The 13,279-nt window shown below is 69.5% G+C and carries 10 protein-coding genes; 2 read left to right on the top strand and 8 right to left on the bottom strand.

Features of this window, described 5'->3' with window-relative positions:
- Positions 1-13: 13 nt before the first annotated feature.
- From H9I49_RS18625 to rpsA, 4 genes are all read right to left on the bottom strand, one after another.
- A complete protein-coding gene (locus tag H9I49_RS18625) occupies positions 14-1,315 on the bottom strand; it encodes an ABC transporter substrate-binding protein (protein WP_188031891.1) in 1,302 nt (433 codons plus the stop codon).
- Positions 1,316-1,373: 58 nt separating this feature from the next.
- A complete protein-coding gene (locus H9I49_RS18620) occupies positions 1,374-2,306 on the bottom strand; it encodes a carbohydrate ABC transporter permease (protein ID WP_188031890.1) in 933 nt (310 codons plus the stop codon).
- Positions 2,303-3,265: a carbohydrate ABC transporter permease gene (locus tag H9I49_RS18615; RefSeq protein ID WP_370587655.1), complete on the bottom strand. Its 963-nt coding sequence runs from the start codon at positions 3,263-3,265 to the stop codon at positions 2,303-2,305. The genes H9I49_RS18620 and H9I49_RS18615 overlap by 4 nt, the downstream gene beginning before the upstream one ends.
- 163 nt (positions 3,266-3,428) lie before the next feature.
- Positions 3,429-4,937 (bottom strand): 30S ribosomal protein S1, encoded by a 1,509-nt coding sequence (gene rpsA / locus H9I49_RS18610; protein ID WP_188031889.1) that lies wholly within the window; start codon positions 4,935-4,937, stop codon positions 3,429-3,431.
- A gap of 174 nt (positions 4,938-5,111) precedes the next feature.
- On the opposite strand from rpsA, the gene H9I49_RS18605 reads away from it, so the two are divergent.
- Positions 5,112-5,921, top strand: a complete 810-nt coding sequence (locus H9I49_RS18605; protein ID WP_188031888.1) for a class I SAM-dependent methyltransferase — start codon at positions 5,112-5,114, stop codon at positions 5,919-5,921.
- Between the two features lie 80 nt (positions 5,922-6,001).
- Here the strand turns inward: H9I49_RS18605 and H9I49_RS18600 are convergent, their stop codons facing one another.
- From H9I49_RS18600 to polA, 3 genes are all read right to left on the bottom strand, one after another.
- Positions 6,002-8,653 carry a hypothetical protein gene (locus H9I49_RS18600; protein WP_188031887.1) on the bottom strand — a complete coding sequence of 884 codons (2,652 nt, stop codon included), beginning with the start codon at positions 8,651-8,653 and terminating at the stop codon, positions 6,002-6,004.
- Entirely contained in the window at positions 8,650-9,237 is a 588-nt protein-coding gene (locus H9I49_RS18595) for a hypothetical protein (RefSeq protein ID WP_188031886.1), read from the bottom strand. The genes H9I49_RS18600 and H9I49_RS18595 overlap by 4 nt, the downstream gene beginning before the upstream one ends.
- Before the next feature lie 135 nt (positions 9,238-9,372).
- Complete coding sequence (gene polA, locus H9I49_RS18590; RefSeq protein ID WP_188031885.1) at positions 9,373-12,048, bottom strand: DNA polymerase I; 2,676 nt, start codon at positions 12,046-12,048, stop codon at positions 9,373-9,375.
- A gap of 88 nt (positions 12,049-12,136) precedes the next feature.
- On the opposite strand from polA, the gene H9I49_RS18585 reads away from it, so the two are divergent.
- The gene (locus tag H9I49_RS18585) at positions 12,137-12,574 is read left to right on the top strand and encodes a PaaI family thioesterase (protein ID WP_188031884.1); all 438 of its coding nucleotides are present in this window, start codon (positions 12,137-12,139) and stop codon (positions 12,572-12,574) included.
- A gap of 24 nt (positions 12,575-12,598) precedes the next feature.
- On the opposite strand, the gene H9I49_RS18580 is transcribed toward H9I49_RS18585, so the two are convergent.
- Positions 12,599-13,183, bottom strand: coding sequence for a GNAT family N-acetyltransferase (locus tag H9I49_RS18580; protein ID WP_188031883.1), 585 nt, complete (start codon positions 13,181-13,183; stop codon positions 12,599-12,601).
- Between the last annotated feature and the right edge of the window lie 96 nt (positions 13,184-13,279).

The following is a 13,279-nucleotide window of genomic DNA, read 5'->3' as shown; positions in this document are numbered from 1 at the left end:
GAACGAAGGCGCCTCAGGCGCCGAGCTTGCTCTTGATCTGCGAGTCGAAGACCTGCTGGCTCTCGGCGTCGAGCGCCTTGAAGACCGTCCCGACGTCCTGGCCCTGGACGATCTGGTCGAGGGCCTTGCCGATGCGGGCGCCGCCACCGGGGAGCAGCACGCGGACGTTGTCCTGCGAACGCGTCTTGGGCAGCTGGTCGATCGCCGTCTTGGCGTTGGGGTTCTTCTCGAGGAACGCCTTCTCCTCCGGCAGCTCGACCGCCGACTTGCGCACGGGCATGTAGCCGGTGGCCTGCGTGAAGGTCACGGTGTTCTGCGCGTTCGTCAGGAACTCGATGAACTTCAGGGCGTTCTTCTTGCGTTCGTCGGAGAGGCTCGCCGGGATGCCGACGCCGGCGCCGCCGGTCGGGCAGTTGCCGTCCCCCGGCAGGAACGCCGTGCCCACGGCGAACTTCGCGTCCTTGGTGACGCCACCGAGCGAGCCCGTCGACATCATGCTGCAGCCCACGATTCCGGCGGTGAAGTCGGGCGCAGGGTCCTTGGACAGCTTGAGGAAGCCCTTCTTCGCGAGGTCCTGCAGGTACGCCCCGGCCTTGACGGTGTTGGGGTCGGAGAAGGTCGGCGTCCACTCCTTGGAGTAGGCACCGCCGTAGCCCCAGACGATGTTCTGGAAGACCCAGTCGAGGTAGTTGGAGCCGTCGGGCAGCTCCATGACGATCGTGTCGGAGCCCGCTGCCGCCTTGAGCTTCGGCGCCCAGGTGAGGAACTCGTCCCAGTCCTTCGGGCCGCGGTCCTCGAGACCGGCCGCCTTCCAGAGGTCCTTGTTGTAGTAGAAGAGCGGCGTCGAGCGGGAGAACGGCAGCGCGTAGTGCTTCTCGTCGAGGTTGTAGTCGTTGTAGAGCGCGTCGACGTAGTCGCTCGTGTCGATCTTCGCGGCCGAGAGCAGGTCGTCGAGCGGGGCCAGCTGCTTGTTGAGCGCGAAGTTGAACCACGTCACGTCGGAGACCACGACGACGTCGGGCAGCTGCCCTCCGGCGAGGGAGGCGTTGAATTTCTGCGCGACCTCCTCGTAGTTCTTGCCCGCGTCGACGAGCTTGACCCTGAGGCCGGAGTTGGCCGCCTCGAACGCCTTGATGATCTGCTGCTCGACCGGCTTGCTGTTGCCGGGGTGGTTGCTCCAGAACTCGATGGTGTTGCTCGAGCCGCCCCCGGCGCCCGACGACGGGGCCGTACCGGTGCCGGCGCAGGCGGAGAGGCCGGCGACACCGGCCGCACCGGCGAGACCGAGGAAGCCTCGACGTGAGAACTCGTTCATGGATGGTGCCTTTCCCTGTAGTGGTGGTTGCGGTGGGTCGTGGGTGCTGACCCGCGCGTCAGCTCTTCACGGCGCCGGCCGTCAGGCCCTTGATCATCTGGCGCTGGAGGAAGAGGAAGAGCACGAGGATCGGCAGCATGGCGAGGACCGTGCCGGCCATGACGGGGCCCCAGTTCGTGACGCCGTCGTTGTTCTGCAGGAAGGTCAGGCCGACGGGAAGCGGGGCGGTCGTCTCGTCGTCGGACATGAGGAACGGCCAGAGGTACTCGTTCCACTCGTTGACGACGGTGATGAGCGCGAACGCCACGAGCGTCGGCCACGACATGGGCAGGACCACGCGCCACAGCAGCTTCATCGGGCCGGCCCCGTCGAGCCGGGCGGCCTCGATGATCTCGCCGGGCAGGTTGAGGAACTGGTTGCGCATCAGGAAGGTGCCGAACGCCACCCCCGCCAGTGGGATGATGATGCCCTGGAACGTGTTTCGCCAGCCGAGCTGTGCGACGAGCGCGTAGTTGCTGATCACGGTGATCTGGTTGGGCACCATGAGTGCCGCGATGACGACGAGGAAGACGACCCCACGCCCCGGGAAGCGCAGCAGGGACAGGGCGTACGCGCTGAGGACGCCGAGGACGATCTTCGCGACGGAGGTCGCCGACGTGATGATGACCGAGTTGCGGACGTAGTCGAAGAACGGGATCCGGGTCGTCAGCTCGTGGTAGTTCTCGCCGGTCGCCGGCTCGGGCCACCACTGTGCGGGGCGTACGTAGATGTCGCCGCGCTCCTTGAACGAGGTGATGAGGATCCAGAACAGTGGGACGGCGACGAGCAGGACGACGAGGACCATGCCGGCGTAGCCGAGGACGGTCCACACGGGACCGCGGTGGTGCGTCCCGGCCTCGGCCCCGTGGGCGTCGTCGCGGCGCCGGCGGCGCGAACGCGGCGTGGTGGTCGTCTCGTCGTCGAGCGTCCCGACGATGGCGGGGGTGCTCATGACCTCTGCCCCTTGTCCATGAAGCGCACCTGGACCACCGTGACCGCCAACAGGATGACGAACATGATGGTCGCCACCGTCGCGCCGTAGCCGGCGCGCTGGTTGACGAACGTCTCCTGGTACACCTGGTAGACGAGCGTCGCCGTGCCGTTGCCGGCGGGACCGCCACGGGTCATCACGTTGATGATGTCGAAGACCTGCACCGAGCTCAGCAGCACCGTGATCGACAGGAAGAACGTCGTCGGCCGCAGCTGCGGCATGAGGACGCGCCGGAACCGGGCCCACGCCGACGCCCCGTCGATCTCGGCCGCCTCGTCGAGGTCGGCCCGGCGGCCCTGCAGCGCAGCGAGATAGATGACGAACGTGTAGCCGAGGTTCTTCCAGATGTAGGTGACCGTCACCATGAACAGCGCCCACCCCGACTGCTGGTAGAAGTCGGGCGAGGTCACGCCGACGCGCGTCAGCAGATCACGGACGAGGCCGAACTGCGGGTCGAAGACGAACTGGAAGGCGATCCCGATCGCGGCACCCGAGATGACGAACGGCGCGAAGACGACCGAGCGGACGAGGTTGCGACCCCTGAGCCTCTGGTCGAGCAGCAGCGCGAGGCCGAGACCGAGCGCCATCGAGATGCCGACGGTGGCCACGGTGAAGACCACCGTGTTGCGGACGACGACCCGGGTGTCATCGCGACCGAACCACTCGATGTAGTTGGCGAGCCCGACCGGGTTGGCGATGGGCGAGCTGATGTTCCAGTCCGTGAACGACAGCCGGATGTTGTCGAGCAGCGGGCGGTACGTGAAGACGATGAGCAGGACGAGGTTGGGCAGGAGCAGGAGCGCCGCGAGCGTCCACTCCCAGGCCCGTCCGCTCGATCGCCGCGGTGGCGGCCCGACCGGTGCGGGCGCGCCGGCTCCGTGTCGAGGCTCGTCGGGTGGAACGGTCTCCGGTGACTGCACCCCGTCAACCTAGCCACACATTTGCACGGAATGCGGCTTTGGTGCGTCGGGCTTTCGACGCGTGTCTGAACTCCTGGAGCCCTCGACGGGCGTGGCAATGCGAAGGAGCCCCGGACCATGGGTCCGGGGCTCCTTCAGAGCGATCAGCCCTGAGCGGTGGGGCTCAGTTGCCGGTCAGCTTCTCGCGAAGCGCGGCGAGCGCCTCGTCGGAAGCGAGCGTGCCCTCGGCCGGAGCCGGCGCGCTGCGCTGGCCACGGTCGCGGTCGGTGTCACCCGCGTCGGCGACGTCACCGGTCGCGGACGAGTACGACGTCGCGGAGCCGGCGTTGGCCGCAGCCTCGGCGTCGGCCTTCGTCGCGGCGTCGACCTGGGCCTTGTGGGCCTCCCAGCGGGCGTGGGCCTCGGCGTACTGCCGCTCCCACTTCTCGCGCTGCGACTCGAAGCCCTCGAGCCACTCGTTCGTCTCCGGGTCGAAGCCCTCGGGGTACTTGTAGTTGCCCTGCTCGTCGTACTCGGCGGCCATGCCGTAGAGGGTCGGGTCGAACTCCGACACCGGAACGGACTGGTCGTTGGCCTGCTTGAGCGACAGGGAGATACGACGACGCTCGAGGTCGATGTCGATGACCTTGACGAAGATCTCGTCGCCGACGTTGACGACCTGCTCCGGCAGCTCCACGTGGCGCTCGGCCAGCTCGGAGATGTGGACGAGGCCCTCGATGCCGTCCTCGACACGCACGAACGCACCGAAGGGGACGAGCTTGGTGACCTTGCCCGGGACGACCTGGCCGATGGCGTGCGTGCGGGCGAAGTGCTGCCACGGGTCCTCCTGCGTCGCCTTCAGCGACAGGGAGACACGCTCGCGGTCCATGTCGACGTCGAGCACCTCGACGGTGACCTCGGTGCCGACCTCGACGACCTCTGACGGGTGGTCGATGTGCTTCCACGACAGCTCGGAGACGTGCACGAGACCGTCGACGCCGCCGAGGTCCACGAACGCACCGAAGTTGACGATGGAGGACACGACGCCCGAACGGACCTGGCCCTTCTGGAGCTCCTTGAGGAACGTCGTGCGCACCTCGGACTGCGTCTGCTCGAGCCAGGCACGGCGCGACAGGACCACGTTGTTGCGGTTCTTGTCGAGCTCGATGATCTTGGCCTCGATCTCCTTGCCGACGTACGGCTGCAGGTCGCGGACGCGACGCATCTCGACGAGCGAGGCGGGAAGGAAGCCGCGCAGGCCGATGTCGAGGATGAGACCACCCTTGACGACCTCGATGACGGTGCCGGTGACGACGCCGTCCTCTTCCTTGACCTTCTCGATCGTGCCCCAGGCGCGCTCGTACTGCGCACGCTTCTTGGACAGGATCAGACGGCCTTCCTTGTCCTCCTTCTGGAGGACGAGGGCCTCGACCTCGTCACCGACCTTGACGATCTCGCCCGGGTCGACGTCGTGCTTGATGGACAGCTCGCGCGAGGGGATGACGCCCTCGGTCTTGTAGCCGATGTCGAGCAGGACCTCGTCCCGGTCGACCTTGACGATGCGACCCTCGACGATGTCGCCGTCGTTGAAGTCCTTGATGGTGGCGTCGATCGCCGCAAGGATGTCTTCCTGAGAGCCGATGTCGTTGATGGCAATCTCAGGCGCGGTCTTCTCGACCGTGTTGGCAGTCATGTAGTAGGAACTCCGATTGTGGACAGTTAGATTGGGGACCTCGCGGCGACGCGCCTGACGGCTCGGAGCCCCGGTGTCCTCGTGGACAGGTGCAGCAGTGACACTGCGCACACGGATGTGCCCGGCAATCCTATCCGCGCCGTCAGTACCGGGTCAAAAGAGCGGGAGTATGCCGTGAGCACGCCGTCCGAGGCCACGCGCCGCCCCGCTCCCGCCACCGAGACGGCCACGGCGAACCGGACCTGGTGGGACGCGGAGGCCACCGACTACTACGTCGAGCACGGCGTGTTCCTCGGTGACACCGACTTCGTCTGGGGGCCCGAGCGCCTCCGCGAGGAGGACGCCCACCTGCTCGGCGACCCACGGGACCAGGTCGTCCTCGAGATCGGGGCCGGCTCTGGGCAGTGCTCGCGCTGGCTCGCCGCGCACGGGGCCACAGTGGTCGCGACCGACCTGTCCGCCGGCATGGTGGCCACGGGTGTCGCCGTCAACGCCGCCGTCGACTCCGTGGCGCGCGTGCCGTTCGCCCAGTGCGATGGACGGGCCCTGCCCTTCGCCGACGGCGTCTTCGACTCGGTGTTCACGGCCTACGGCGTCGTGCCCTTCGTCGCCGACTCCGACGTCGTCATGGCCGAGGCGGCGCGAGTGCTGCGCCCGGGCGGCCGGTTCGTCTTCTCCACCACGCACCCGGTGCGGTGGGCCTTTCCCGACGACCCGGGGCCGGACGGCCTGACGGCTCGGCACTCCTACTTCGACCGCACGCCGTACGTCGAGCAGGACGAGCGGGGTCGGGCCACCTACGTGGAGCACCACCGCACCCTGGGCGACCGGGTCCGCGAGATCGCGGCGGCGGGGCTCGTCCTCGTCGACCTCGTGGAGCCCGAGTGGCCTCGGGGCCACGACGCCCCCTGGGGCGGCTGGTCTCCCCTGCGCGGGCGCATCATCCCTGGCACGGCAGTGTTCGTCTGCCGCAAGCCCGCCTGAGCTCCCACCCACCGCCTGTCCCGCTCGACAACGCCGAGAGGCCACGAACCGGATGGTTCGTGGCCTCTCGGCGGTCGAGGTCAGAGGAAGCGGCGCCGGAGCAGCACCGTCCCACCCGCCAAACCGAACACCGCGGCCGCGCCTGCCGCCCGGCCGAGGTTGGCCGGGCCCGCACCGTCGACGCCTGCGAGCTCGAACGAGTAGGCCGTGGCCCCGACCGCATCCTGCGGCGCGCCGTAGGCCATGCCCTCGGCCTTCGCCCGGCGGGTACCCATCTCGATGAGGGCGTACTTCTGGCCGTAGTCGGATGCCGTCGCCTTGCCTGCAGCGACGAGCTTCTTCGTACCCTCGTCGGACAGGCGCTGAGCACCGTCCTCGAGCTGCGGAGCACCGGCCGCCGCATCGGTCAGGCCGGCCGCGAGCCGGCTCGTGCCGGATGCCGCGTCGACGAGACCGTCCGAGAGCCGTCCCGCGCCGTCCGCGAGCCGGGCCGCGCCCTCGTCGAGCTTGCCCGCACCGTCGGTGAGCTTGCCGACGCCCGCATCGAGTCGACCCGCACCGGTCGCGAGGTCGCTCGACCCGTTCGCGAGCTTCGTGGCGCCCACCGCCAGGACCTTGGACTTCGTCGCGATCTGCGACGTCCCCCCGTGGACCGCGTCTGCACCGACCGTGAGGGCGTCGACTGCATCGAGCAGGTCGAGGCCGCCGAGACCGAGCAGGTCCACGCCGGACTGGAGACCGTTGATGCCCCCACGCAGCGTCTTGTCGTTCGGCTGATCAGTGGGCGCGCCGAGGCCCCTCTGCACCTTGGTGACAACACGGTCGACAAGCGTGGACACGCCGGCGTCGACGAGGTCGACACCCTCGAGCAGCCCCGGCACCTGCGGATCGCACACCGACAGCGTGGTGTTGCTGAGGCCGCACTCGACCTTGGCGAGCCCGAAAGCCGCGTCGCTGAGCTTGCCCTTGAGCTGCGACAGGCCACCGGACACCTGGCCCAGACCACCGGAGACCTGACCGAGACCATCGGACACCTGACCGAGACCGTCGGCTCCCGCCTTCGTCTTCGTCCGCAGCTCGCCGAGCCCCACCTGGACCTGCGCGAGGATTCCCTTGCAGACCACCCCGCAGTCCGAGCCCTTCGCCAGGGCCACGCCACCGTCGAGCCGGTCGATGCCACCGCCGACCGAGAGCGCTCCCTGGAGTCCGGAGCGGACCTGGTCGACGCCCCCCTTCGACGTGTCGACCCCGCCCTTGGACTGGTTGACACCACCCATGAGCTGGTCGAGGCTCCCGCCGTCCTTCGTGGCTGCGGTCAGACCGGAACGGACCTGGTCCACGCCGTCGATGAGCGTTCCGGACTGGCCCTTGTCCCCGAGACCTGCCCGGAGCCTTGCGATTCCGGCGTGGAGCGGCTTCGCCTGGTCCGGAAGACCACCGACGCCGTCGTAGAGCTGGGTCAGGCCGGCATCGACCTGGTCCAGCCCGTCCGCCACCTGCGCGAGACCGTCGAGCAGCTGGGGGGCCTTGTCGCCCAGAAGGCGCAGCCCGCCTGCGACGAGTCCGGCGCCGTCGTCCACCTGGGCCGCGCCCCTGCTCAGCTTCTGTGCACCGGCGCCCACCTTCGCGTTGCCGTCGGCGACCTGGGTGGCGCCGTCGGCGACCTTGGACGAGCCGTCCTTCGCCGCATCGGCACCGGACCGCAGTTTCGACGTCCCGTCCTTGAGCTGGCCGGCTCCGGTCGCGAGGTCGCGCGACCCCGTGAGCGCCTGGGAGCCGAGACCGGCGTCGAGCTTCTTGGCCCCGTCACGCAGCTGGATCAGGCCGGCGAGCAGGGTGCTCGCTCCGTCGCGCAGCTTGAGCAGGTTGGCGTCGATCTCGGTCGCCCCCGCGGTCAGCGTGGCACCGGTCGTGGCGCCGCCCTTGTAGCTCGCGGCGCCACCCTTGAACGACGGGCTGTCGAGAGGGCTCACCGGCAGGGCCGACACGGCTGCCTTGGGCAGGGTGCCGTCGACGATGTCGGCCGCGTAGCCGAAGGTCGCCGTCGGCGTACCGATCGGGCCGAAGAGCGTCATCGTGAACGTCAGCCTCGTGCCGCCACGGCCGTCCCCGGCGAGGTTCGCCTCCTGGGAGGAGACGTTGGTGAACGTCGAGGGCAGCGTCGTCGAGAGCGAGCCGACCATCGGGATGACGACGTCTTCGGTCGCCGTCATGGTCGCGCCGGTGCCGTCGTCGAAGCTGACGACCTGCGACGTGCCGGTCACGTTCCTGACGGTGTAGCGCACCTCGAGTCGCCCGCTGCGACCGAGGAGGTCGCCCGGATCGACAGGCTTGCCGTCGAGGGCGTACGCCGCCTGGACCTCGAGGGGCAGCTTCTTCGAGTAGTCGCTCACGGTGCGCAGGCGCTGCTCGCCGTCGACGTCGAAGCGGCCGACCATCACGCCGTCCCTGACCTCGAAGCGGCTGAATCCGTCGAGGTTGCGCAGGCCCCGCGCCTCGACGGGGTTCTTGAGATCCACTGTGCCTCGGCCCTGCATGGCCACCTGCTCGTAGACACGTGCCGCATCGACCTTCCCGGTCGCGTCGAGGTAGGCCTGAACGGTCTCCGTGTTCGAGACCTTGACCGAGCCGTTGTCCGAGCCGCTGCCGGCTGCGGGCGCGGCAGCGAGGAGAACCAGGGTTGGCGTCGTCGCCAGACCGGCGACGACGCTGGCGAGAGTCCGCTTGCTCACTGGGCCGCCCCCGTCACGAGGTCGTCGAGCGTGGTGTTGGGCCCAGGGTCTGCGGCGTCCTGCCGGTGGACTACCGGCCGTACTGTCTCGTGGGACGGGATCGACTGCGGCGCAAGAAGATTCGTCGCAAGGTAGCCGAGGCCGACGGCGAGCAGGACGGTGGTGGCGGCAGCCGGGGACTCGGTGAGGAACTGCGAGGGCGCGTTGGTGTAGACCGACTCGTAGGCCCCCACGATCGACGCAGCGCCGACGAGACCGCTCCACAGCGGAAGGCGGTCCCCACTCACGGCCGCGACGGCGGTGATGAGGGCGACCACGACGAAGGCGGCCACGGCGCGACCGGCTGAAGCGTCGGGGAGGACGGCCGCCCGGAGGGCGAAGCCGACCCAGGCGAGCAGGAACCCGGCGAGGAAGCCGGCCACCTTGCCCCACGCGTGGCGGTGCGGGACGAGCCCGAGAACGCCGCCGAGAGCAGCCCCGAGGAGGGCGACGTGCTCGAGGTCGAGACCGAGCAGGGTGCTCATCCCGATGATGACCGCCGCGAAGACGGCGAGACACAGACCTGTGACCAGGTTTCTGACCATGTCCACCTCACAGTAAAAGCACCCGTCTCCGGTGACGGGTGCAAGTTACCGGTCAGTATGCTGATGGCTCCTCACAGGCGCGAGTCGAAGTGACGCAACCGACATGGCCGATGCGCGATCGTGACCTGACGCGCGTCAGTGGGCAGCGTCGTGCCAGGAGCGACCGACACCGACGTTGATGTCGAGGGGCACGTCCATCTCCGCGGCATTGCCCATCTGCTCGCGCACGAGCTTCTCGACGTCGTCACGCTCCCCTGCTGCGATCTCGAGGACGAGCTCGTCATGCACCTGGAGAAGGATGCGCGAGCTCGCGCCGCCCGCCCTCAGCGCGCGGTCGACCCCGATCATCGCGACCTTCATGATGTCGGCTGCCGACCCCTGGATGGGCGCGTTGAGTGCCATCCGCTCGGCGGTCTCGCGTCGCTGCCGGTTGTCGGAGGTGAGGTCGGGCAGGTAGCGACGCCGACCGAACATGGTGGCCGTCCAGCCCGTCCCCCGCGCCTCGGCGACGACCTCTCGGAGGTACTCGCTGACGCCTCCGAAACGCTCGAAGTAGCCGTCCATGAGGCCGCGGGCCTCCTCGGTGCTGATCGTCAGCTGCTTCGACAGGCCGAACGCCGACAGGCCGTAGGCGAGGCCGTAGGACATCGCCTTGACCTTGGACCGCATCGCCGCGGTCACGTCCTCCGGGGCGACGCCGAAGACCTTCGACCCCACGTAGCGGTGCAGGTCCTCACCGGTGCGGAAGGCCTCGATGAGCCCCGCGTCGCCCGAGAGATGGGCCATCACCCGCATCTCGATCTGCGAGTAGTCGGCCGACATGAGCGACTCGAAGCCTTCGCCGACCACGAACAGCTCGCGGATGCGGCGCCCCTCCTCCGTGCGGATCGGGACGTTCTGCAGGTTGGGCTCGGTCGAGCTGAGGCGGCCCGTGGCCGCGATCGTCTGGAGGTACGTGGTGTGGATCCGGCCGTCGTCGGCCACCGACTTCTGCAGCCCCTCGACGGTGCTGCGCAGCCTCGCGGAGTCGCGGTGGCGCAGCAGCGCCTCGAGGAACGGGTGACCGGTCTTGGCGAAGAGGTCGGTCAGCGCATCTGCGTCGGTGGTCCATCCCGTCTTGGTCTTCTTCGTCTTCGGCATGCCGAGCTGACCGAAGAGGACCTCCTGCAGCTGCTTGGGCGACCCGAGGTTGATCCGCTCGCCACCGATGGCGTCCCAGGCGTCCTCCTGTGCCTGCGCCACCTTGGCCGCGAAGTCCTGCTCGAGGTCGTCGAGCCCGTCGACGTCGACGGCGATCCCGGTGCGTTCCATCCGCGCCAGCACCTCGACGAGGGGCAGCTCCATGTCGGCGAGCAGGTCGGAACCGCCTGTGGCAGCTACCTGCTCGTCGAGGACGACGGCGAGGTCGCGGACCGCCGTGGCCCGCACCAGCTCCTTGTGCGCGGCCACCTCGTCGGCGTCGCCGTCGAAGTCGAGCATCCCCTGCCCGTCGGCGGGTGCAACACCGCTCAGCTCGCGCTTGAGGTGACGCAGGACGAGGTCGTCGAGGTGGTAGGTGCGCTGGTCGGGCTTGACGAGGTAGGCGGCGAGCTGGGTGTCGCTCGTCAGCCCGGCGACCGTGAAGCCGCGGGCCGTCAGCGCCTCGATCGGGCCCTTGGCGTCGTGCATGGCCTTGGGTCGGGCCTCGTCCTCGAGCCAGGACGCCATGGAGGTCTCGCCCTCGGGGGTCAGCGTCGTGAGGTCGACCCAGGCGGCCGATCCGTCGGGTGAGGCGATCGCGAGGCCGGTGGCGTCGCCCGTGCCCCGGGCCCAGGTGCCGGAGACCGACAGCGCGGCCCGCTCCCCCGCGGGCAGGTGCTCGGCGACCCAGTCGGGCACGGCCTCGGGCGCGAGCACCGTCCCGTCGACCTCGAAGCCGGACTCGGCCTCGGGCTCGCTCGCCTCGACCTCGGAGAAGAGCCGGTCACGCAGGACCCGGAACTCGAGCCGGTCGAAGACCTCGTGGACCTCCTCGCGCGCCCACTGCGCCCGCTCGAGGTCGGCGACGCCGATGCCCACCGGGGCGTCCTTGACGAGCTGGTTGAGCCGGCGGTTGCGCAGCACCTGGTCGAGGTGCTCGCGCAGGGCCTCGCCCGCCTTGCCCTTGATCTGGTCGACGCCGGCGACGATGCCCTCGAGATCACCGAACTGCGTGATCCATTTCGCGGCCGTCTTGGGCCCGACCCCGGGAACGCCGGGCAGGTTGTCGGAGGTCTCGCCGACCATTGCGGCGAGGTCGCTGTAGCGGGTCGGCGGGACGCCGTACTTCTCCTCGACCTGGGTCGGACCCATGCGCCACACCTCGGAGACACCGCGGACGGGGTAGAGGATCGTGACGTTGTCGGACACGAGCTGGAAGGTGTCGCGGTCGCCCGAGCAGATGAGCACCTCCACCCCCTGCCCGTCGGCCTCGGTCGCGATCGTCGCGATGATGTCGTCGGCCTCGTAGCCGTCGAGCTCGACGAACCGTATGCGCAGGGCGTCGAGGACCTCCTTGACGAGGGGCAGCTGCCCCCGGAACTCGTCGGGGGTCCGCGCCCGCCCGGCCTTGTACTCGGCGTACTGCTCGGTGCGGAAGGTCTGGCGCGACTTGTCGAACGCGACGACGACGTGCGTCGGCTGCTCGTCGCGGAGCATGTTGATCAGCATCGACGTGAAGCCGTACACGGCGTTGGTGTGCTGCCCGGTCACGGTCGAGAAGTTCTCGGCCGGCAGCGCGAAGAACGCGCGGTAGGCCAGCGAGTGTCCGTCGAGGAGGAGAAGTCGGCTCACACCCGCAACCCTAGTGGCGCCCACCGACGCCGTGACCCGGGGCACGGTGACCGCAGGACGGCCCCCGGAGCGGCATACGATCGCGGGCATGACGGACTCCACGGACACCGCGACGGACAGCGCGCTCGAGTCGATGCGCGAGATGGCGACGGGGACGCTCCTCGAGCGCATGGGCATCGAGATCACGCAGGCCACGCCCGAACGGCTCGTCGCGACGATGCCGGTCGCCGGCAACACCCAGCCCTACGGCCTGCTCCACGGTGGCGCCAGCGTCGTGCTCGCCGAGTCGCTCGGCTCGATCGGCGCGCAGATGCACGCGGGCGCGGGCCGCGTCGCGGTCGGCCTCGACATCAACGCGACGCACCACCGCGCGGCGCGGGCAGGCGTCGTGACGGGCACGGCCACGCTGCTCAGCGCCGGCCGCACCCTCGTCAGCTACGACGTCGTCGTCACCGACGAGGACGGTCGACGCGTCTGCACGTCGCGGATCACCTGCCTGCTGCGCGACGCCGCCCCCGGAGCCTGACCCCGGCACCGGTGCCCGGCGGGCTCAGCCCGCGATCTTGGGCCCGCGCCGGGGTGCCCGGGCGCGCAGGTCACGGCGCCGCTGGAGCAGGTCGAGGGACACCTTCTGGGTGCGCGGCTCCCCCGCGAGCTTGCGCTGCAGCGTGGCCGCCGACGCCACGCGACGCACCGTCTCGGGGGCGAACCCGAGACGGGCGAAGAACCGGTTGGCGTCCCGGTCGCCTGCGGGAACCGCGCTGGCCAGGTGCTCGCACCCCTGACGGTCGGCGTACCTGCTGGCGGCCGTGAGCAGCGCCTTGCCGACGCCCTGCCGGCGCAGGTCGGGGTGGACGAAGAGCATGTCGATCGACACGCACGGTGAGTCGACGAGCAGGCTGCGCGTCGAGTCGGCGAGCACGACGTAGCCCGCGGGGCGACCCTCGGTGGAGGCGAGGAAGGCGCAGATGTCGTTGCGCTGCAAGGCATTCCGTAGGGTTCCATCGAGCGCGAGGCGCTGTGCTGCCTCCGGCGTCGTGCCGCCCTCGATCCGGTGCGCGATCCACAGTTCGATGAACTGCGAGTGCAGGCCCTCGTCGACCCGTTGCACCGATACCGCCGCTCGACCCATCATCCCTCCAGTTCCTGTCCCGAGGTCACCCGGCAGACACTACGACCAACGGCCTTCACGCGGAAGAGGAACACACAGGTCCGCAGGCAGAAGGCAGGG

This window comes from Terrabacter sp. MAHUQ-38 (assembly GCF_014518425.1).
Taxonomy (GTDB): Bacteria; Actinomycetota; Actinomycetes; order Actinomycetales; family Dermatophilaceae; genus Terrabacter.
This window is presented reverse-complemented; position numbering and strand designations above follow the sequence as displayed.